General features: G+C 50.7%; 19 protein-coding genes. 12 read left to right on the top strand and 7 right to left on the bottom strand.

Going from position 1 to position 19,974, the window contains the following annotated elements:
- The first annotated feature begins 82 nt into the window (after window positions 1–82).
- The 3 genes from map (at window position 83) to ACVA53_RS14390 (ending at window position 4,173) form a co-directional block, all read left to right on the top strand.
- Window positions 83–958, top strand: coding sequence for a type I methionyl aminopeptidase (gene map, locus ACVA53_RS14380; protein WP_255042442.1), 876 nt, complete (start codon window positions 83–85; stop codon window positions 956–958).
- Between the two features lie 163 nt (window positions 959–1,121).
- The gene (gene glnD / locus ACVA53_RS14385; RefSeq protein WP_446505452.1) at window positions 1,122–3,695 is read left to right on the top strand and encodes a bifunctional uridylyltransferase/uridylyl-removing protein GlnD; all 2,574 of its coding nucleotides are present in this window, start codon (window positions 1,122–1,124) and stop codon (window positions 3,693–3,695) included.
- Window positions 3,696–3,792: 97 nt separating this feature from the next.
- A complete protein-coding gene (locus ACVA53_RS14390) occupies window positions 3,793–4,173 on the top strand; it encodes a DUF3461 family protein (protein ID WP_255042439.1) in 381 nt (126 codons plus the stop codon).
- A 73-nt stretch (window positions 4,174–4,246) separates the two neighbouring features.
- Here ACVA53_RS14390 and ACVA53_RS14395 read toward each other — a convergent pair whose 3' ends face one another.
- The 3 genes from ACVA53_RS14395 to ACVA53_RS14405 form a co-directional block, all read right to left on the bottom strand.
- Window positions 4,247–4,711 (bottom strand): flavodoxin, encoded by a 465-nt coding sequence (locus tag ACVA53_RS14395; RefSeq protein WP_255042438.1) that lies wholly within the window; start codon window positions 4,709–4,711, stop codon window positions 4,247–4,249.
- A 72-nt stretch (window positions 4,712–4,783) separates the two neighbouring features.
- Window positions 4,784–5,536 carry a tRNA pseudouridine(65) synthase TruC gene (truC, locus tag ACVA53_RS14400; RefSeq protein ID WP_255042437.1) on the bottom strand — a complete coding sequence of 251 codons (753 nt, stop codon included), beginning with the start codon at window positions 5,534–5,536 and terminating at the stop codon, window positions 4,784–4,786.
- Between the two features lie 2 nt (window positions 5,537–5,538).
- Window positions 5,539–5,859 (bottom strand): YqcC family protein, encoded by a 321-nt coding sequence (locus tag ACVA53_RS14405; RefSeq protein WP_255042436.1) that lies wholly within the window; start codon window positions 5,857–5,859, stop codon window positions 5,539–5,541.
- A gap of 111 nt (window positions 5,860–5,970) precedes the next feature.
- On the opposite strand from ACVA53_RS14405, the gene ACVA53_RS14410 reads away from it, so the two are divergent.
- The 4 genes from ACVA53_RS14410 to ACVA53_RS14425 all read left to right on the top strand — a co-directional run bounded on the left by ACVA53_RS14410 (window position 5,971) and on the right by ACVA53_RS14425 (window position 9,508).
- Window positions 5,971–7,017, top strand: a complete 1,047-nt coding sequence (locus ACVA53_RS14410) for a DUF3549 family protein (RefSeq protein ID WP_255042435.1) — start codon at window positions 5,971–5,973, stop codon at window positions 7,015–7,017.
- A 53-nt stretch (window positions 7,018–7,070) separates the two neighbouring features.
- A complete protein-coding gene (locus tag ACVA53_RS14415; RefSeq protein ID WP_255042433.1) occupies window positions 7,071–7,376 on the top strand; it encodes a DUF3301 domain-containing protein in 306 nt (101 codons plus the stop codon).
- A gap of 1,593 nt (window positions 7,377–8,969) precedes the next feature.
- A complete protein-coding gene (locus ACVA53_RS14420) occupies window positions 8,970–9,200 on the top strand; it encodes a DUF2789 domain-containing protein (RefSeq protein WP_446505440.1) in 231 nt (76 codons plus the stop codon).
- Between the two features lie 29 nt (window positions 9,201–9,229).
- On the top strand, window positions 9,230–9,508 hold the full coding sequence (locus tag ACVA53_RS14425) for a hypothetical protein (protein ID WP_255042431.1): 279 nt from the start codon (window positions 9,230–9,232) through the stop codon (window positions 9,506–9,508).
- A 74-nt stretch (window positions 9,509–9,582) separates the two neighbouring features.
- On the opposite strand, the gene ACVA53_RS14430 is transcribed toward ACVA53_RS14425, so the two are convergent.
- Together ACVA53_RS14430 and syd are read right to left on the bottom strand one after the other, a co-directional pair.
- On the bottom strand, window positions 9,583–10,359 hold the full coding sequence (locus tag ACVA53_RS14430; RefSeq protein ID WP_255042429.1) for a Zn-ribbon-containing protein: 777 nt from the start codon (window positions 10,357–10,359) through the stop codon (window positions 9,583–9,585).
- A 3-nt stretch (window positions 10,360–10,362) separates the two neighbouring features.
- Window positions 10,363–10,929: a SecY-interacting protein gene (gene syd / locus ACVA53_RS14435; protein ID WP_255042427.1), complete on the bottom strand. Its 567-nt coding sequence runs from the start codon at window positions 10,927–10,929 to the stop codon at window positions 10,363–10,365.
- Between the two features lie 63 nt (window positions 10,930–10,992).
- Here syd and queF point away from each other — a divergent pair, with 63 nt between their 5' ends.
- The 5 genes from queF to xni all read left to right on the top strand — a co-directional run bounded on the left by queF (window position 10,993) and on the right by xni (window position 18,447).
- Window positions 10,993–11,838, top strand: a complete 846-nt coding sequence (gene queF / locus ACVA53_RS14440; protein WP_255042426.1) for an NADPH-dependent 7-cyano-7-deazaguanine reductase QueF — start codon at window positions 10,993–10,995, stop codon at window positions 11,836–11,838.
- Between the two features lie 153 nt (window positions 11,839–11,991).
- Window positions 11,992–14,271, top strand: coding sequence for a tetratricopeptide repeat-containing diguanylate cyclase (locus ACVA53_RS14445; protein ID WP_255042425.1), 2,280 nt, complete (start codon window positions 11,992–11,994; stop codon window positions 14,269–14,271).
- 134 nt (window positions 14,272–14,405) lie between these two features.
- Window positions 14,406–15,962 (top strand): sensor domain-containing diguanylate cyclase, encoded by a 1,557-nt coding sequence (locus ACVA53_RS14450; RefSeq protein ID WP_255042423.1) that lies wholly within the window; start codon window positions 14,406–14,408, stop codon window positions 15,960–15,962.
- A 231-nt stretch (window positions 15,963–16,193) separates the two neighbouring features.
- Window positions 16,194–17,570, top strand: coding sequence for a nucleotide 5'-monophosphate nucleosidase PpnN (ppnN, locus tag ACVA53_RS14455; RefSeq protein ID WP_255042421.1), 1,377 nt, complete (start codon window positions 16,194–16,196; stop codon window positions 17,568–17,570).
- A 100-nt stretch (window positions 17,571–17,670) separates the two neighbouring features.
- Window positions 17,671–18,447, top strand: a complete 777-nt coding sequence (gene xni / locus ACVA53_RS14460; protein ID WP_255042419.1) for a flap endonuclease Xni — start codon at window positions 17,671–17,673, stop codon at window positions 18,445–18,447.
- A gap of 45 nt (window positions 18,448–18,492) precedes the next feature.
- Here the strand turns inward: xni and rlmM are convergent, their stop codons facing one another.
- Together rlmM and ACVA53_RS14470 are read right to left on the bottom strand one after the other, a co-directional pair.
- Window positions 18,493–19,575, bottom strand: a complete 1,083-nt coding sequence (rlmM, locus tag ACVA53_RS14465) for a 23S rRNA (cytidine(2498)-2'-O)-methyltransferase RlmM (protein WP_255042417.1) — start codon at window positions 19,573–19,575, stop codon at window positions 18,493–18,495.
- Between the two features lie 9 nt (window positions 19,576–19,584).
- Window positions 19,585–19,968 carry a DUF423 domain-containing protein gene (locus ACVA53_RS14470; RefSeq protein WP_255042415.1) on the bottom strand — a complete coding sequence of 128 codons (384 nt, stop codon included), beginning with the start codon at window positions 19,966–19,968 and terminating at the stop codon, window positions 19,585–19,587.
- Window positions 19,969–19,974: the final 6 nt, after the last annotated feature.

Raw genomic sequence — 19,974 nt, forward strand, 5'->3', positions numbered from 1 at the left:
TAAACTTGGTTTTCATCCTGCCCCCTCACTGTTACCATGTAATGAAGAGGTAACAAACAAATAAACAAGCAGAGAAGATTGAATGAGCATCAAGATCAAAACGGCTGAAGAGATCGAAAAAATGCGCGCCGCTGGCCGTTTGGCCGCTGAAGTGCTGGAAATGATCGAACCTCACATCAAAGAAGGTGTGACGACAGACGAGCTAAACCAAATCTGTCATGATTATGCGTTGGAAAAAGGCGCCTACTCGGCTCCGCTTGATTACCATGGTTTTCCAAAATCTATCTGTACGTCAATTAACCACATCGTTTGCCACGGCATTCCTGCCAGCCAGGATGAGATGGGTAGCAACGGTCAGATGAAGCCAGCCGTGCTCAAGAGCGGCGATATCATCAATGTCGATATCACGGTCATTGTACCGAATGACGAAAGTGCCGATTTAAGCGTACGTCCAGCGGGCTACCATGGCGATACGTCAAAAATGTTCCTCGTCGGCGATGTAACGCCTGCGGACAAGCGTCTATGTCGCGTCACTCAGGAAGCATTGTACGTGGGTATGCGCAAGGTCAAGCCAGGCGCCCGCGTAGGTGATATCGGTACCGCGATCGAGAAGTTCATCAAAGACAACAACAAAAAGAATCCTTTAAACAAATATTCAATTGTTAAAGATTTCTGCGGCCACGGTATTGGCAGTGAATTCCACGAAGAGCCTCAGGTTGTACACTACCGCAATAGCGACCGCTCGGTGCTCAAGGCTGGTATGTGTTTCACTATCGAGCCGATGATCAATGCCGGTAAATTCGGTTGTACGGTTGATGCCGCCGATGACTGGACGGTCTACACTGGCGATGGCAAAAAATCAGCACAATACGAACACACTATCGTAGTGACCGAAACGGGCTGTGAAGTGCTGACTCTGCGTAGCGATGACACTATTCCGCGTCTGATGAATAACTAAGTCACGCTTTAGCATGACTGAAGATCCTCTGAGCCGGCCTTTGGGTCGGCTTTTTTATTGCTATCAGTCCCGACCGTGATAGGGTTATATCAAGAGTATTGACTATGCATGGACGGCAATGACAGATCCTATTTCTCACCCAACAACCGAGCAGGTTGACCCAATGGCGCCAGAGCAGCTCCGCCAAGAGCTGGAGCAGTTTACCGCCAGCCAAAAGGCCCAGTTTCTGGCCCATACCCCGGTAACGAATTTGGTCGAAGCCCGATCACGCTATACCGACCACCTACTCGACCGATTATGGCAGCACTTTGGCCTAGCCGATCACCCGACGCTATCCCTAATTGCCGTCGGTGGTTATGGGCGTGGCGAATTACATCCCCTGTCGGATGTCGACATCCTTATCCTCAGCCAAGCACCAATTGACGATGACACCGGTAGCACGGTCAGCGCTTTCCTCACCCTGCTGTGGGATCTCAAGCTCGATGTCGGCCACAGCGTTCGTACAATTGATGAGTGCATAACGATTGGCCTTGATGATCTGACAGTGGCAACCAATCTGCAAGAGTCACGCTGGCTTTGTGGCAATCAAGATACCTACCAGCAGCTGGAAGAGCGGCTTAATGATGGTAATTTCTGGCCCAGCGAGCAATTCTACCAAGCCAAGCTGGACGAACAGAAAACCCGCCATGCCCGCTATCACGACACCACCTATAACCTTGAACCTGACATCAAATCGAGTCCGGGAGGCCTGCGCGACATCCATACCTTGAGCTGGGTAGCACGCCGCCATTTCGGGGCCACTAACCTGCTCGAAATGAGTCGCTTTGGCTTTCTGACCGATGCCGAATACCGTGAGCTGGTCGAATGCCAAGACTCGTTGTGGCGGATCCGCTTTGCCCTCCACAGCGAATTACGTCGCTATGACAACCGCCTGACCTTCGGCCACCAAGCCTCGGTGGCAGAGTTGCTGGGCTACCAAGGTGAGGGCAACCGCGGGGTCGAAATGATGATGAAAGATTTCTACCGTACCCTGCGCCGTGTTGCCGAGCTCAACAAGATGTTACTGCAGCTGTTTGATCAGGCAATTCTGAATAAGGGCACAGCCCCCGATGCAATCGCACTTGATGACGATTTCCAGCTACGTGGCCACCTTATCGAGGCAACAAAACCGGCGCTATTCCAAGCGAGGCCGGAAACCATCCTCGATATGTTCCTGCATGTTGCCCGTAACTCACAGATTGAAGGGATTGCCGCCCCGACCCTGCGACAACTGCGTACCGCCCGCCGCCGACTTAACCGTTTTCTGATTGAAATCCCAGCTGCGCGGGATAAATTCATGGAGCTGGTTCGTCAACCAAACTGCCTGCAAAAGGCCTTCCGCCTGATGCATCGCCATGGTGTGCTATCAGCCTACCTGCCACAGTGGAGCCAGATTGTCGGTCAAATGCAGTTTGACCTGTTCCATGTCTATACCGTCGATGAGCATACCGTCAGGCTGCTCAAGAACCTCAACAAATTCAACGATCCGATTAACCAGGATCGACACCCGATATGCTGCGAAGTGTATCCTCGGGTTGCCAAGAAAGAGATCCTCCTACTCGCAGCCATATTCCATGACATAGCCAAAGGACGCGGCGGCGATCACTCTGAGCTCGGTGGCGTTGATGCCTACGATTTCTGCCTTCAGCACGGCTTGTCCAAACCCGAGGCCAATCTGGTCAAATGGCTGGTCAACCAGCACTTGCTGATGTCGGTCACCGCCCAGCGTCGTGATATCTACGACCCGGAAGTGATCACCGAGTTTGCCAAGGAAGTCCGTGACGAAGAACGGCTCGATCACCTGGTCTGCCTCACTGTGGCAGATATCTGCGCTACCAATCAGGAATTGTGGAACAGCTGGAAGCGCACCCTACTGGCCGAACTGTATTACTCGACCCAGAAAGCCCTGCGCCGCGGGCTGGAAAACCCGCCCGATATTCGTGAGCGGATCCGCCACAACCAACAGATGGCTTCAGCCCTGCTGCGGAGCGAGGGGTTTGCGCCTCGCGATATCGAAGTGTTATGGCAGCGCTTCAAGGCTGACTATTTTCTGCGTCATACCCACAAGCAAATCGCCTGGCATGCCGAGGCTATTCTCAAGCATGAGGATCACAGCAAGCCTCTGATCTTGATCAGCCAAAAGCCGACCCGTGGCGGTACTGAAGTCTTTGTTTACTGTCGCGACAAAACAAAACTATTTGCTATCGTTGTCTCCGAGCTGGACAAGAAAAATCTCAGTGTTCACGATGCCCAGGTCATGACCAGCAAGGATGGCTTTGCCCTCGATACCTTCATGGTACTTGATCCTACCGGTAAGGCCCTGAGTGAAAGCCGCCACCAAACGGTGCGTCGGGCACTGATCAACGCCCTCACGCACATGAAATCAGATCGTAAGAAGAAACGTCCGCCCTACAAATTGCAGCACTTCAACGTCAAAACCAAGGTCGACTTCCTGCCAACAAAATCAGGCAAGAAAACCATGATAGAGCTAGTCGCACTGGATATGCCGGGGTTATTGGCCCGAGTCGGCTCGGTGTTTGCCCGTCAGCATATCAGCTTGCAAGCCGCCAAAATCACCACCATCGGTGAACGAGCAGAAGATTTTTTCATCGTCACCAATAAAGACGGCGAACAACTTAGCGAAGAGCAACAAGTACAGCTGAGGGATGCGCTGATAGAGCGGCTAGAAAAACAATAGCAAAAGACAACGGGAGAACTAGCTGCAGTTACTCCCGTTGCCAAGCCAACAACAAGAGCAGCAACAACACCAATAACAACAGAAGCACGAGGCCAGTATGTACCCCAACCTCACAGCCATCGGCATTGAAAAGCCGGAAACGATTGAACGCTACAGCCTGCGGCAGGAAGCCGCCAATGACATATTAAAAATCTACTTTGCTAAGCAAAAAGGCGGGCTATTTGCCAAAAGCGTGAAGTTCAAATTTCCCCGTCAACGTAAAACCGTCATGGTAAACAGCGGAAGCCGGGAGTACAAAGAAGTAACGGAGATCAACCGCACTCTGACGTTTATCATCGATGAGCTTGATCGCATCACCAACAAAAAGCACAGTGAAGTTGATATTAAGAAGAAGATCCTTGGTGACCTGCGCCACCTAGAGCAAGTGGTCAGTCACAAGATCGCCGAGATCGAGGCTGATCTAGAAAAGCTTAAGTGATCCCTTTCTACTGATATACATGGAGTCCAATTAAGGGCTCCAATCTCGACAAGCATGTTAACTCGAATGTAAATTAAGTCGCATCAACTTGCTTGGCCCAGCCCTCAAGCCAAGGCATAGCAACTTCCAGCGCGTCAAAGTTAACACAAGCATCTACATCCAACCGCTCCGTCAATGGCTTGGCCTGCAACTGAACCAACAGCTCATCAAACTGGCGCCCGCCCCCACAAAAACGATCTTCACCGTAGCTCGAATCACCCAGTGCAATTACGCCGTAGCGAAGCTGGGGCATCAGCGGAAAGGAGTCATTGAGCGATTGGTAGAGCGGTAGCAAATTATCGGGGATCTCCCCTTGCCCCGTGGTCGAAGACACCACTAATGCCAGCTCTTGTTGGTAACCGAGGAACTCATCCAGTGTCGGCTCCAAAAACAATTCAACCTTGTGGCCAGCCTTAACCAGGTAGCGCACCACCTCTTCTGCAACCTCTTCCGCTCCGCCGAATACCGAGCCGACAAATACACCTATTTTAGCCATCATCCAACACCATCCTTTGTGTTCTAGTTACCCATTAAATGTGGTCTTTTAAGCGGTTAGATGCAAGTTTATTGACTATTTGAAGTTACTAGAGGCTGGCGCCATCAAAGCAGCCTGCCAGCCGAAGGCATCCATGACCCGCATCCATGACTCATCGACGCCTGCGCGGATATCCAGCTGTTCGCCCGTTAGGGGATGCTGAAGCTGCAACCGTGAGGCATGAAGCATCAATCGGCGACAGTCATAGTTTTCACGGAACATCCGGTTATGGCGGCCGTCACCGTGGTTAACATCGCCAATAATATGGTGGCTCAGGTGGTGCATATGACGACGCAGCTGATGCTTACGGCCTGTCTCAGGTTTCATTTCGACCAAACAGTAACGACTGGTCGCATAGCGGCCAACCGGGATCTGGGTTTCCACATTTGCTAGAGGCGCATACGCGGTGATCGCCGACTGGGCTTCTTTGTCTTTATCGGCATTTTTATCGGCAATCTTATCCAGCTCTTCCTTGAGTGGGTAATCCAATACCGCCGCTTCCTTCACCCAGCCACGCACCACAGCATGGTAGGTCTTCTTCACATCCCGTCCGGCGAACAGTGGCATCATCAATGATGCGGTTTCACTCGAAAGGGCAAACAGCAATACGCCGGATGTTGGTCTATCCAAACGATGCAACGGGAACACATGCTGGCCGATTTGGTCGCGCAGGGTCTGCATGACAAATACCGTTTCATGGCGGTCAAGCCAAGAACGATGTACCAGCATACCGGCTGGTTTATTCACGGCGACCAGGTATTCATCGCGGTAAAGGATTTCGAGTTCCATCGTTATTCACTCTTAAATAATTGGTCAAGCTCACGAGTCACAGCCAAGATAGCCCGGTAGCCCTTGGCTTCCTTCATCGCTTCCTCAACATAAGGGGAAATTTCAAATGCCGCTGGCAACGCCATCTTCATGGCAAGCATGTGATTCAACTTGGGGATAAATATCCACTGCAACCATTGCTCGCAGCGCAGGGTGTCAATGGCAAACGGCTGATTACTGTTCAGCGCCTCAACCGGTGGCCGTTCAACGTCCCAGTGTTCATGCGTTTGCAATACCGTGGTTAGCCTATCCAGCAACAGCTGGCAATGACGGGGTTTATCCATCACGGAACCTCTAAATGATGAATGTTATTTTGATAAGGGGCGAAGGATACCACCTCCATGAAGTTTGGGTATATACTCGTTCTCCTTGATTGAGGAGCGCTGAGACTGCCCATGGATAATTTTCATACCCTTACCCAACTCTTAGACAATGCCGGATGCCAATACAAGATTTTCGACCTTGGCCGTCGGGTCAGTGAGATCGACGTAGCGCAATTCAAGGCCGTAGAGGACAACCGCCAGCCATATCCATGGCCCTTGCAGCAGCATGCCCACCTGTCTATCTCATTCTGGCAAGCTGGCAACCCACCGTGGATCTGGTTTCTGCGCTTACCGCTCGATGAACGCGGCCTGTTAAAACAAGCAGCCGTCGGTGATTTCATCAAATACGTTATCGAAGCCATGGGAGCAACGCTCAATAGCACCCCGACGGAAGAAGAGCAGGCAAAGCTAGCGGCCAATCCGTATACCTTCAAACCAAGCGATGACAAAATGGCGATCTTCCATGCTCAGTTGCGCAGCCAACTTTCTTTGTCTGCCAGCCAGTACTACGAGCATGCCCAACATTACCTCACCGGTGAACAAGGCTGGGATAAATGGCAGGGTGTTGGCCTGCAAGGCTTAGCCGATGTCTGCGCCCGTATCAAGCAGGAAAACAATGCCACGTTGCTACGCAAAGCCGCCAGCAACCTACCTCTGACCCCGCTTTATGCTTTGCTCGGCTGCTTGGAACATTGCCAGCTACCGGAACCACTGGCTACTCGTCTTGCCGAGAAAATTGATGAAGAAACAGCAGTCGACACACCTGATTTGTTCCTCGTCGCTGCTTTGATCCGCGCCCTCTCCGGCGCTGAAACCGCCCAGCTTCGCCAGCAGCTTGAGCGCTTGCTAGCTCAACCAAAGCTTTGCCACCCTGAGGTCCTGGTTGCGATTGCCGGACGTTGCTGGAATGGTCTGGCCGATCCCAAAATAGCGAGTATCTTCCTATTACGCCTCGCTGAAACGGGTGAGCAAGCCTTATTCAACCAGCTATTTGCCGATTTGGTGATGCTGCCAATGCTGCGTGGCATTATGCTGCAGGTACTACACGGACAAGCTGATCCAGCACTGGTTGAGGCGATTACCAAGCTTCAGCAGCATGCCCGAAGCCCACAACAATAGTATCTCGGCCGAAAAACCGGGGACACAAGGATGTAATGGAGTCATGATAAGAAATGGGTAACCTATTAGGTATTTTACTGCTGGCAATTATTGGCTATCTGTTTTGGCAGCAGCGGCGGCAGACTGAGCGTGCCAATTATTTTATCAACCAACGCTGTGAGCATTTAGGGCTACAACTGCTTAATACTGCACGGGGAGAGCACCGCCTGCGTGATCGCAACGGTCGTTGGGGGTGGCATACCACTTATCTGTTTGAATTTTCCGCCAGTGGGCAAGATGCCTACCAAGGGCATATTGTAATGAAAGGATTCCACCTTCTGACTATCCATATCCCCCCCCACAGGATGCCAGGGGAGTAGAAAAAAATGGGCGCAACTTTCGTTGCGCCCTTAGGTCTTACATGCAGCAGTCCCGCTACTATGGTGCTCCCTGCACTATCCTTGTTGGTCTAAATCCTTAGCGGTAATCCCTAAACCCCATCCCCGGGTTGTCCTTGGTAGCTCCTTTACCTGTCGCGTTGTCCTTGTGCGACTCTCTCATCCTTCCTGGCGGTGTCCATGCCTTCATCCTGAAGGGGTCCTGACACTTATCCTTAAGTTGTCCTCTTGCCCTGTCCTAGAGCACTATCCTTAAAGCCCCAATCCCTGAGGTGTTCCGGCTTTTCCAAAAGCTGTCCTACTCATCCTGACGGTAATCTTCCTGATCCCCGACGGTATCCATTCCGTGTCCGTGACATCTTGTCAGCTAACAACCCTGTTAGCACAGCCCTTCCTAGGCTTGCAGAATCCTTCTGCGTTCCCGTTCCTGCGCCGCTATCCTGTCGACAAGGGCCATATTACGCCTTTCGCTCACTCATACAATTGACTATCTTCCAGCATGCCTCTTGATAGATCATTCACCATAAAAATGAAACAATTAAGTCTTTAATTAAGTTAGATAAAATAAGGAAAACCTTCTCTTTTATCTAAAGATGATCTTTGCAATTCTTACAGCTTTGTAAGCGATCTCTTACAAGAAGGCAAGGCCATGTCTGCACCAAGTTGCGCAAGCGTAAAATACCGTATTTCAATTTCATTACAGAGAATAGTAAAAATTATTACGAGTTTAGCAATATGATCGGCAGATCATGGGTTGCTTAGTGATATAGAGGCTAGACAAAGCATTTCACTCACCTGGTGTAGAACATCAACAGTCGATGAGGTGTTTTCAAAGAAAAGTGAATAAATGAAGAGTAAACGATCGGGTATCTGGAACGATCGTGGGAAGCAGAAAAAAGAGCGGGCGCAACTTGCGTTGCGCCCTTAGGTCTTACTTGCAGCAATCCCGCTACTATGGTGCTCCCTGCATCATTCCGTTGACAGCTGTATTCCTTCAGCATTGTCCTTTTTACTTCGTCCTGAAGTGATCCTGTGGCCTTCCTGACCCGCCAGTCCATCCTGTCCTGACTCTCAACATCCATCCTGGAGGTGTCCCTAACTTCGTCCTGAAGTGGTCCTTTTGTCATCCTGACTGGTAAACGTCCTGCTTACCATTTTGCCGTTCCTCGGCTATCCCTTCACAGTCCTTGTTCGACATACCATCCTAGTACACCGGTCTCATCCTGAGACTAACCAAATCCTTGGTTTATTTCCTGTTCCGTTCCGTCAGTTCCTTCCGACAGGGTTAATATTACGGATTTCGTCCCTGACAAAACAGCCTCCTTGAAGATAGTCTTTTAGTTTAGAGATAAGCGCCAAACAAACAACCAAAACAAAAACCATAATAAACAACAAGATAGACACTAACAAGTAGCTTATCCACCAAACCCCTCTCCTAAATATCCCACATCCTTGTAAGAGATCTCTCACACAGCAACAAGATGAATGGATGTTTATGATTAATGATTCAAAGCTAGCTGCCTGAAATATTTCTCTATAATTAACCTTATCAATTGCGCTAGCCAAGGAGTGCCCATGGAAACCTTCAACCACAACCTTGCCTCTCTATTCAGCCAGTTAGGACTGAACAATTCCAAAGAGTTTATCGAAACCTTTCTGGCTGAGCACCGCCTCGCCCAGCATGAACAGTTATCTGAAGCCAATTTTTGGCAACCTTCACAAAAGCGTTTCCTCAAAGAATCACAAGAGCAGGATGCCGACTGGTGCGAGGTCATTGACCAACTTGATGCGTTACTGAGAAAATAGCCGTTATTCGACAGCAACAAGGAAACCGCATGTCCTCAGATATCACCCAAGCCCTTACCAACGCTATCGACGCCTTGGTTGCAGAAGGCAAAGAGCCCTCGGTGGCCTTAATTAAATCGAGGTTAGTTGATCCCCTACCAATGCCGCTGATCATCAAAGCATTGCAGAGTTGGAAGTCGAGCGCACGGGTGCCCAAAATAGAAAAAGTCGACTCGCAGCCTAGCGCCGAAGTCCGCATTGCTGCCCTGGAGCAGCAAGTCGCAGCACTGACTGCACGGCTGGAGCAATTGGAAAGCCAACAGGCTTAGTTTACCGTAGTAATATAACGAGCGAGGCGCAGGTTAACCCTGCGCCTCGCTCGTCACCCAATTGGGTATACCGCCTATTGGAAGTCCCAAGATAGATTGGAAACAATGCGGCACTTGTCGCACTTGTAATGGAAAATACCGTGCAAAGGTTCATCCAATAGCCACTGACCACCGCATTTAGGACAAGGGCGGTTCCGTTCGCTTTCAAGGCTTTCTCCGCCAACTCGATACTGGTAGTAGTAAGTCGGGATCTTGGTAATAAACTCAATTCGTCCACGTAAGTCCCAGCCTCGGCGGAAGATATCACTGTCGGCATCACGAATTTCATGCAGTGCCGCATGCTCAGCTTGGCACGCCCCTGCCATTTGTAACTCATCACAGGCTTGCCACTCAGTCTGCCACTTAACAACCGCTTTATGATCGCCGTTCAACGTCGGCTCCGGCAGGCGGTAGAGCGGTATAGGCATCAAGGTATCCCCGCAACGCAGCGGCGAGCAGGTATGAACATACGTGGTATACATCACTTGCCAGCTAGGAGAGAAATCTTCGGCCGCCGCTTCTGAATTAAGATCCCGTCCCAACAGCTTCACCTTGGGGCTCAGCAAGCTGGCATGGCTCAGGCGGTTCATACAAGCTTTCACTTGCGGGCTGTTGAAGCGGGCGTGCAAGCTGTCTTCTTCAGGACACACCGCCCTTACTTTAAAGATGGCCTCATCCATCACGATAGGAAATTCGCGTCCCAGTACCTGGCCATTATAACGCAGGGCATCCATCAAACCGTTGATGGCGGTATCTACTGCGGCAATGGTGGTGTTATCAAAACATTCAAATTGCAATTCGACGACATACATAACTTATTCGGCCTTTACCACTGGCTGCAGAGCTGCCAAAAATTGCTCAAGGCTTGAGGATAATACTTCTCGCTTGTCCTTGCCCAATGTCTCTAGGATCACCTCACCGGTCAGGTTGCATACCGACACCACTTCACTTTCGGAGTCCATCGCACCGATAAACACTGTTGGCTTGAGCTTCAAGCGACGCTGGGTCACCAGATGGCCAAGAATATTTTCCTGCAATCGCTGTACATCAGCTTCATTGAAAGCCTGCAGCAAATCAAACTCGATAGTCCCCGTCACCGCCTGGAACCTCGCGGCCATATCGCCGCTGAACTGGGCACCGTAGAATGCAACGATATCTTCATGTAGGCGCAGCTCTATCCCTTTTTCCACGCCAGCAAGATCCCCCATTGGTGAGCGGACAACCGGCTGCCAGCTTACTTCGTAACCGTCATCGGCCTTTACGCAAGGCGATGGTAGGCCAATTAAGTCATCACTGCGGGGAAAACCTTGACCAGCATCACACCATGCTTGCAAAAAACGGGAAGAAAATTCAGATAACGCCGTTGCAACGGGATGATTCATTCGCAACCTCTCAAAAGATTAAGTAAACTTTGCCTATTCTAATCCAAGTGTGTCCAGGACAGTATGAGCAAATATCAAGACGCGAAAGAATTAGCCGGTTTGACCTTAGGTCAGGGTACCGAGTACAAAGATCAATACGATGCCTCCCTTCTTCAACCAGTGCCTCGTAGCCTGAACCGAGACGATCTCGCACTTGGCGAAACATTGCCATTCACGGGCTATGATATCTGGACACTCTATGAGCTTTCTTGGCTTAACAGCAAAGGCTTGCCACAAGTTGCTATTGGTGAGGTTCGCCTACCGGCGACAAGCCCGAACTTGATTGAGTCAAAATCATTCAAGCTATACCTAAACAGCTTTAACCAAACTAAGTTTGCGAGCTGGCAGGAAGTCGCCGATATTCTGCAGAAAGATCTAACCCAATGTGCTGGTGAAGATGTTGATGTCACCATTCAGCCGATATCTGACTTTGACGACCAACCTATCGCTAACTTCTTTGGCGAGTGTATTGATGATCAAGATATCGAAATCACTGACTATGAATTTGATGCATCCTACCTTGAAGGGGCAGCATCAGAGGAAGATGTCACTGAGATCTTACACAGCCACCTGCTTAAGTCTAACTGCCTTATCACCAGCCAGCCAGACTGGGGAAGCGTACGCATCTCTTACACCGGTAAGAAAATCGATCGTGAAAAGCTCCTACGTTACTTAATTTCATTCCGTAACCATAATGAGTTCCACGAACAATGTGTCGAGCGTATTTTCACCGACATAATGAAATACTGTAAGCCGGAGCTATTGACTGTTTACGCCCGCTACACCCGCCGTGGGGGTTTAGACATCAACCCATACCGCACCAACATGGGCAAAACCCCAAGCGATAACTTCCGTTTGGCAAGGCAGTAATACAACGTTGCGATAATGCCTAGCTGATTAATGCACAGAAATGGGTAAATGTTACTCAGTTTGCCTTAAGTCCAGCAAATTCGAAGACTTTGCTGGACTTGATAAGCTAACCCATTAATATTGGTGGTACTGTTTTTTTGGGTTCTTGAAAGTATGTCTGCTAGCCGTTGGCTGTTCCGTTTGCTGTTCATTGGCATGATCTCGTTCAGCACACAAGCTAAAATTTTTACCACGCCTATTCTGGCAGAAGCTAATGAGCTGCTCCAAACCAACCCAGAGCAATCTCTGGTTATCACCGCCCGCTATCTCGACCAGCGTCGGCTAAGTGCCCCCAAAGAAACCTCCCGCGTTCATATCAATGACGAAACGGATCATTCTGTCCGAACCCCGCTGAGCACCGTCAATGCATTGCAGATCCTCGCCAAGGCTCATTATCTGCTCAATCAGCCTGACAAGGCATTGGCCGCCATCAAACAAGCAAGTGATATCTCCGCAGAGGAAAACCTCACATTCAGCCGGCTCGAAAGCCAACTGATCCGTGCTGATATTCACTGGGGCAACCTAAAAAACAACGCCCGTTCGCTGAAAATGCTGGATAATATTGACGCTGACATAACCTCCAGCACCAACCTGATGCTCGACAGCCAGATCAAGCGCCTGCAATACCAGTTACTGATGCAACGCTCGATCATCGAGTCGGCGACCGATCAGGAAAGCCTGGCTGAAAAAGGCTTCCTCAAGGCCAAACGCTACCTGATAAACCTCGATGATCCCGGTGAATTAATCCATTACCAACTGGTCGTCGGCCGGCATTATTTCAAGCATGGTCACTACGATACCGCACTGGACCGCTTGCTCAGTGGTTACTGGCTGGCCGTCGAACATGATGATCAAGCACAAACCGCAATTGCCAATTACGAACTCGCGGTTCTATTCGAACAGCGTAAGGTCTTTGACAAGGCATTAGAACACGCCACCCAAGCCGGTGAATTTTTCGAACATTACGATCGCAGCCGGCCACTCGCCAAGACACTGGAACTGATCGCTTCCATTTATGAACAGCAAGGCCGCTACAACCTAGCCCTTGTCCATTACTTCAACGCGCTGGATCAGGAAAACCAACTTAACAGCGAAATTCGCTCGGCGAGGTTAAGGCTCAATATTGCCCGAGTTTACCTCCAGCTATACAATTACCCGAAATCAGAGCAGTACCTGCATCATACCCGCTTGCTTGCTACCCAAACTGGCAACGAGGCTATTCTGGCCGATGCTCAAATTCTCCAGGGCAAACTGGATCTGGCCGAAGGCAATATCGAGGAGGCTATTTCCAACCTGCAAGCCGGATTGATTGCTGCCAGCCGTATCGGCAACAGTGATCTCCAACTAACAGGAGAAAGCTTGCTATCAAAAGCATTCGAACAACAGAGCGATTTCTACAATGCCTTGCTGAGCCAGCGCCGTTACGAGCAACTGTTCAGTACCAAACAGCAAGCTCAGGTAAAAAATAACGTCGAAGTTTTCAAGCAGCAACAGCGTATGCTTGAGCGCTCGTTGCATCTCGAAGATCTGGAGCGCCAGCAATTTGAGAGCAGCAAGGCCTTATACAAACAAAAAAATGTCACCCTTTTCCTTTTCTGCCTAACCGGTGTCATCTTTATCCTGCTAATGCGCCGCCACAAGACCGCCAAGCAACTGCAAGCACGCTTGCTACGTCTGCGTAATGACTTCTATACCCACCCGCGCAGCGGCCTGCGAAACCTACGGATGCTGACCGCAAAACTGCCTAGTTCCTTGCAGCAGAGCAGCGCCAACTTCGAGCAATGGCACCTTGGCGAGATCATCAACGAGCCACTGAGTGATCGCTTGCGTTTCGCCTTGTTCGAAGTGCCGTTCCTAAAGCATATTTACCTCAAGCATGGCTACCAGCAAGGGTTAGAACTCGAACGACAATTTGGTGAATACCTCACCGAACAAATTTGTGAACCGGCTAGGCTGTACCACTTCTCCGATGCGATGTTCTTGTATATCGAACCAAACTCACGGCTAGATTCGGCACCAGATCAACTGGCGGGCTCCCTCCAGCAGCTGGTTGACCGCTTCCTCGAAAACAAGCACATCGACAACCGGATCAGGATTGGTATGGCAGAATACCCCTTCCTCCCTCGGGCCTACACCGCGATTAATGACCACGAGCTGCTCGATATCTTGCTGATGGCGACCAATGCCGCCCGGGAGGTCAGCAAACAGGAGTCCGGCAGCCAATGGGTTCACCTCAGTGCAATCGATGCAGCTCCTGCCGCCAGTTTTGCCAGCGATAATATCCGCCGTTCATGCATCCAAGGCATCCAAAATGGGTTGGTAAAAATACAAACGTCAGGTAGTTGCGACATTAGCTGGAACAACGATCACGTTTCTGACAAAAATATCAGTTAATCTGATGGATTTATCCGCTTCATGGCCGATAACGATGAATCAAAAGGGCTTTTTTGTTAGCATTAATTCCCTTGTCAATATTTTAACCAGCTGATAAGAAACAAGTTTACCACCATGGATCGCATTAAACTCCTGTGACAGACATAAATGCCGTAGCTTCCCAATTGAGTCAGCTGAAGTTGCGTTTGGACCAAGCTCAACTTACCCACCGTGATGCCTCTCTGAAGTCTCGGCGGGAAATTGCGATCCTAAAACGTCTTATCAGCCGGCTTTCTGTGGCTTGTCGCGGATTAGATTCAGAGTTGGATGAGAAAATTGGCATGCTGCGTCAGGATCTGGAGCAACAGAAAGATATCAGCCTACTCATCCCGCGCATTGCGGTGGTTGAACGATTGGCCAACCGGATGGGAGATGCCCACCCCAAAGAACGGGAGCTGCTGGATAAGCAATTCCAGCGCAACAGCGAAATCCTGCGCCGTTTTCCCGGCCTCCCTGCCCAGCTCAAACGCGACCTTCACCAGTTACTCTCCCAGCCAACCACAACACTGTCAGGATCACTTCAGCATGTTCTTGGTTTAATGTCGCTGTATGAGCGAGCCTTGAAGCTAGTCGCCACCAAAGGGTTGCAGAATAACCCGGCAGCTATCCAGCAAGACTTGCTGATGAAGCTGACCGCCGAGTTGCAAAACTTGATCACCGAGCTCGACTTCGATGGGGAAGCCGGAGACAAACTGCTCACCATCAGGAATCAATTACTCAAAGGCGTACTGCCATCAGAGCTACTGACAATCGCTCTCGAAGTCTTGCGTCTGGTGCTTACGGGCACCCACCAAGAACGCCAAGCCTCACAACAGTTTCTTGATAATGTGAACGGTGAACTGGGTACGCTGTGCAAAACGACCCAGCAAAGTGCCGAACAAAGCCACACCATATACGAACACCGTGGTGAGATGACCGACGAGCTGGCCGGGCTGGCCCAATCAATTAAATCTGGCCTGCAAACCCATAAGCAGCTTGATAGCTGGCGGCCCGAACTCACGCACCTGACCAAAGAACTACTGGTGCTTGCCGAGCGTAATAAAGCACTCGAAAAACGGGAAAAAGCCTTACTGGAACAGCTAAGCTACAACACATCGAAGATCGAACACCTTTACGATCAAACGATGAATTACCGCCAGCGGCTTACTGACCAAGAGCAGCGTATCTTCCTCGACAACCTGACCAAGGTGTACAACCGCAGTGCACTCAATGACCGTCTCGAACACGAGTACCGGCGATGGTTGCGTTACCAGCACCCACTATGCGTGGCCTTGGTCGACATCGATAACTTCAGCACGGTGAATCAGCATTATGGCCACCAGGCCGGTGATAAAATTTTAAAAATTATCGCCCGGACTATTCGCAAGCAGCTAGAGCCTACCGATTTTATCGGCCGCTTCGGCGACGATGCTTTCATGTTGATCTTACCGGATGTTAGCGAAGAGCAGCGCAACCTGCGCCTTACTGCTATTCGCCAAGCCATTGCGCAGCTGCCATTCCGCTTTCGCGACAATAACATCACCATCACTGTATCGATGGGGGCCACCTTGTTCGAGAGCAACGATACCCCGCCAGACATCATTGAGCGAACCGACAAAGCCCTTACTGGCGCACGCAGCGCTGGCAACAATCGAATTTTATGGATTTTCTGACCACACCATAAATCATCACCCTGTCAATGGCTGGTAAAAAACGGCATCTCTGTGTATGGTAAATATATCAGCCACTTGTATCTAATACTTTTCTCATAGGCTGATCTTCAGGAAACAGAGTGTACGCCCAACCGGTTTACTTTCTGCTTCATCCGACAGTATTCACCGATTCTTCCTACAATGAATACACCCAGTGGATACCGCCGTCTTGTCATGATCAGGGAGGTAATCATGATCACTCATATCAGTCCGGTAGGTTCTATGGACCTACTTTCTCAGCACGAAGTCGACTTGCTCAAAGCAACGGCCTCCAGTGACATCTATCGTCTGTACCGTAACTGCTCATTGGCGGTACTCAATTCTGGCAGCCACACCGACAACTCGAAAGAACTACTCGAAAAACACAAAAGCTTCGATGTGAACGTCATGCGACGTGAACGCGGGATAAAACTCGAATTAATGAACCCCCCTGAGCACGCCTTTGTCGACGGTCGGATCATCCGGGGTATCCAGGAGCATATGTTTGCCGTTCTGCGCGATATTGTTTACGTCAACATGCATGTCCAGCAGCGCAAAGACATCAACCTGACCAGTGCGCCACACATTACCAATTTTGTCTTCAGTGTGCTGCGCAATGCCAAAACTGTCCGTTCAGGGCAAGACCCCAATATTGTCGTATGCTGGGGCGGTCACTCCATCAACCCTGTCGAGTACCAATACACCCGCGAAGTCGGCAACGAATTGGGACTGCGCGAACTTAATATCTGTACCGGCTGTGGCCCCGGAGCAATGGAGGGGCCGATGAAAGGCGCAGCTATTGGCCATGCCAAACAGCGATATCACAACAGCCGCTTTATTGGCCTGACCGAACCGTCAATTATTGCCGCCGAGCCCCCAAACCCGATCGTGAACGAGCTGGTGATCTTGCCGGATATCGAAAAACGCCTGGAAGCATTTGTCCGAGTCGGCCACGGCATCATTATCTTCCCAGGCGGGGCTGGTACCGCCGAGGAGCTGCTTTATATCCTCGGTATCTTGATGGAACCGCAAAATGCCGATCAGCCAATGCCGGTCGTACTCACCGGACCAAAAGAATCCGAGCCTTATTTCCGTACCCTCGACAGTTTTATTCGCGATACCTTAGGTGACGCCGCAGCCAAGCATTACCAGATCATCATTGATGATCCTGCCCAAGTGGCACGGGTCATGAAATCAGCCATGCCGCTTATCAAAGAACAGCGCTTGGCAACTGGTGACGCATACAGCTATAACTGGTCACTGGCAATTCCGCCGGAATTCCAGCTGCCGTTCGAACCCACCCATGAATCAATGGCCAGCCTGGATTTGCACTTGAACCAGCGACCAGAGCACCTTGCCGCCAACTTGCGCCGGGCCTTCTCGGGTATTGTTGCCGGTAACGTCAAGGAGGAAGGGATCCGCGAAATCGAGCGAAAAGGGCGTTTTAAAATCAATGGTGATATCGCCCTGATGAAGCGGATGGACAAACTGCTAACACAATTTGTCGCTCAACAACGGATGAAACTCCCCGGTAGCCACTACGAGCCCTGCTACGAAATCATCACCGCTGCCCCACCGATTGCGAAATAATCACTCCCGCATACTAGATGGCGGTGCACATTCGATACAACAATGCGTACAATGAAGGGTCTGTTGACCCTTTTTTCTTTACAGCTAAACGGTTTACGCTATGTCGTCTATCCACCTTGTCATCATTGATGCCCTCAACCTGATCCGCCGCGTCCATGCCGCCCAGCATGGTGAGCCCGATATCCCAAACACTGCCAAGGTCTGCTGTCAGGCTCTGGGGAAAATAATTAAAAGCAGCCAGCCGACCCATATCGTCGCGGTCTTTGATCACCATGGTGAAGACAGGGGCTGGCGAGCCGAGTTGCTCCCGCACTACAAAGAAGGGCGAAAACCAATGCCCGAAGAGCTGATGACCGGAATGGACGTGATCCAAGATGCCTTCATGGATATGGGGATCGACTCATTGCTGTCGGACGGTGATGAAGCCGATGATTTGGTCGCGACACTGGCACTGAAAGTCGCTTCGCGTGGCCAACAGGTCACGATCATCTCAACCGACAAGGGCTACTGCCAACTGCTCCAGCCGACATTACGGATCCGTGATTACTTCCAGCAACGCTGGCTCGATAGTCCCTTTGTCGAAAAGGAATTTGGCGTCAAACCCGAACAACTGCCGGACTACTGGGGACTGGCTGGGATCAGCTCGAGTAAAATCCCAGGCGTGACCGGGATCGGCCCCAAAGCCGCCGTCGAACTGCTAGGCCTCTACCCTAACCTCGAGGCGATTCTGGCTGCCGACGACCTACCCGCCAAGTGGCAAAAGAAAATCGACGCCTGCCGTGAGGAAGCCGTCGCCTCCAAGCAAGTTGCCTCATTGAAAACCGATCTGGTACTCGGCTTCAACCTGCAGGATATTCGTTTCGAAGCGGGAAACTAGATACAAGAACGCCACCCTAAGGTGGCGTTTTTTCAATATGACCGATTAGTGCGGCGAACGGTTATCCAGGCGCTGGATATGTACCGTGATTTCTTCACGGTCGTGGTACAGGTGCTTGGCCTGTAGCTTGAACTTCACCCCATTCTGGATCAGGTACACTTTCAGGTTCTCGATGTCCTGCAGTACCTCATCGTAACGACCTTTCATCGGCAGCTTAAGGTTGAAGATGGCTTCTTTCGCCCAGGCCTTGATCAGCCAATCACCCATCAGGTGCGCTACTCGGGCTGGCTTTTCGATCATGTCACAAACAATCCACGTCACGTTCTTACGTGGTGGCTCAAACTTGAAACCATCGACCGCGTGGTGCTTAACCTGACCGGTATCCATCAGGCTCTGTGCCATCTGGCCGTTATCAATCGCGTGGACAAACATCGAACGCTTAACCAACTGATAAGTCCAGCCACCCGGGCAGGCACCCAAATCAACGCCCCACATGCCGGGAGCCAGACGCTCATCCCACTCTTCACGTGGAATAAAGACGTGAAATGCTTCTTCCAGCTTTAGGGTCGAGCGGCTTGGCGAATCCGACGGGAACTTAAGGCGTGGGATCCCCATAAAGAACGAGGAATTGTTAAATGTGTAAGAGTAACCCACAAAACAGCAGCCCGGCGCAATGAAGCACAGGTGCATAACCGGCTTTTTCAGGTTGTCCTTATTGTACAAAGCCCCAGACTTACGCAATGCCTGACGAAGCGGAACAGTAAACTTGCGGCAGAACTTCAGCAGCTCTTTGGCTTCGTTGGTATCTGGCGTTTCAACACGCAGATCGCCACAGCGAGGGAAATCCGCTACCGTTTCCATGATTGGTGAAATACGGTCTTCTTGCGGTAGATGTTCCAGCATAGGCATCACTGCGACCATCTGGCGGGCAAAGATCAGCTCGGAAAACGGTTGTTGCTGGATAAACTTATCCGCATCACCCGCCTGGTAGAACTCAAACAACACATAACCGCTATTGTTTTTTGCGCGAGGAAAGCCATACAACTCCAGTGCATTTGCTTTGTCTTGAACTTCACCGGCACATTCTTTCTCGAAGCCGGGACGGCAGTACAACAGAACTTGATTCACTCTCAACCCTCAAGCTGAACGCCAGGCAGCCACTGCAAGCGCTACCCAGCCTATGATAAAACAGACGCCTCCCATCGGGGTGATGGGGCCAAACCACTTGATACCCGTCAATGCCAGCGCATACAAGCTGCCACTAAAGAGTATGATCCCTGCCACAAAAAACAGGGCTGCGTATAATACCCCTTTTGACGGAAGAATGCGTGCCAATATTGCACAGCCAAAGATCGCCAGGGAATGCCAGGCCTGATACTGGACGCCAGTTTCAAAGACTCCGAGCAGATACGGCGGCAATTGTGACTTTAGGCCATGAGCTGCAAATGCGCCCAGAGCCACGGTAACTGCGCCGCTCATAGCAGCAAACACCAACAGCCAACGGCTTGATTTATCCATCATACCTCC

The sequence above is a fragment of the Photobacterium sp. DNB23_23_1 genome (assembly GCF_052873815.1).

What these genes read in the sequence shown, in the direction of transcription:
- truC (WP_255042437.1), bottom strand. Translation starts at nt 5,536, where the DNA reads ATGGAACTCGAAATCCTTTACCGCGATGAATACCTGGTCGCCGTGAAT.
- map (WP_255042442.1), top strand. Translation starts at nt 83, where the DNA reads ATGAGCATCAAGATCAAAACGGCTGAAGAGATCGAAAAAATGCGCGCC.
- ACVA53_RS14395 (WP_255042438.1), bottom strand. Translation starts at nt 4,711, where the DNA reads ATGATGGCTAAAATAGGTGTATTTGTCGGCTCGGTATTCGGCGGAGCG.
- ACVA53_RS14405 (WP_255042436.1), bottom strand. Translation starts at nt 5,859, where the DNA reads ATGGATAAACCCCGTCATTGCCAGCTGTTGCTGGATAGGCTAACCACG.
- ACVA53_RS14470 (WP_255042415.1), bottom strand. Translation starts at nt 19,968, where the DNA reads ATGATGGATAAATCAAGCCGTTGGCTGTTGGTGTTTGCTGCTATGAGC.
- queF (WP_255042426.1), top strand. Translation starts at nt 10,993, where the DNA reads ATGAGCAAATATCAAGACGCGAAAGAATTAGCCGGTTTGACCTTAGGT.
- ACVA53_RS14415 (WP_255042433.1), top strand. Translation starts at nt 7,071, where the DNA reads ATGGGTAACCTATTAGGTATTTTACTGCTGGCAATTATTGGCTATCTG.
- ACVA53_RS14425 (WP_255042431.1), top strand. Translation starts at nt 9,230, where the DNA reads ATGTCCTCAGATATCACCCAAGCCCTTACCAACGCTATCGACGCCTTG.
- ACVA53_RS14390 (WP_255042439.1), top strand. Translation starts at nt 3,793, where the DNA reads ATGTACCCCAACCTCACAGCCATCGGCATTGAAAAGCCGGAAACGATT.
- ACVA53_RS14430 (WP_255042429.1), bottom strand. Translation starts at nt 10,359, where the DNA reads ATGTATGTCGTCGAATTGCAATTTGAATGTTTTGATAACACCACCATT.
- ACVA53_RS14445 (WP_255042425.1), top strand. Translation starts at nt 11,992, where the DNA reads ATGTCTGCTAGCCGTTGGCTGTTCCGTTTGCTGTTCATTGGCATGATC.
- ACVA53_RS14410 (WP_255042435.1), top strand. Translation starts at nt 5,971, where the DNA reads ATGGATAATTTTCATACCCTTACCCAACTCTTAGACAATGCCGGATGC.
- ACVA53_RS14420 (WP_446505440.1), top strand. Translation starts at nt 8,970, where the DNA reads ATGGAAACCTTCAACCACAACCTTGCCTCTCTATTCAGCCAGTTAGGA.
- ppnN (WP_255042421.1), top strand. Translation starts at nt 16,194, where the DNA reads ATGATCACTCATATCAGTCCGGTAGGTTCTATGGACCTACTTTCTCAG.
- glnD (WP_446505452.1), top strand. Translation starts at nt 1,122, where the DNA reads ATGGCGCCAGAGCAGCTCCGCCAAGAGCTGGAGCAGTTTACCGCCAGC.
- xni (WP_255042419.1), top strand. Translation starts at nt 17,671, where the DNA reads ATGTCGTCTATCCACCTTGTCATCATTGATGCCCTCAACCTGATCCGC.
- syd (WP_255042427.1), bottom strand. Translation starts at nt 10,929, where the DNA reads ATGAATCATCCCGTTGCAACGGCGTTATCTGAATTTTCTTCCCGTTTT.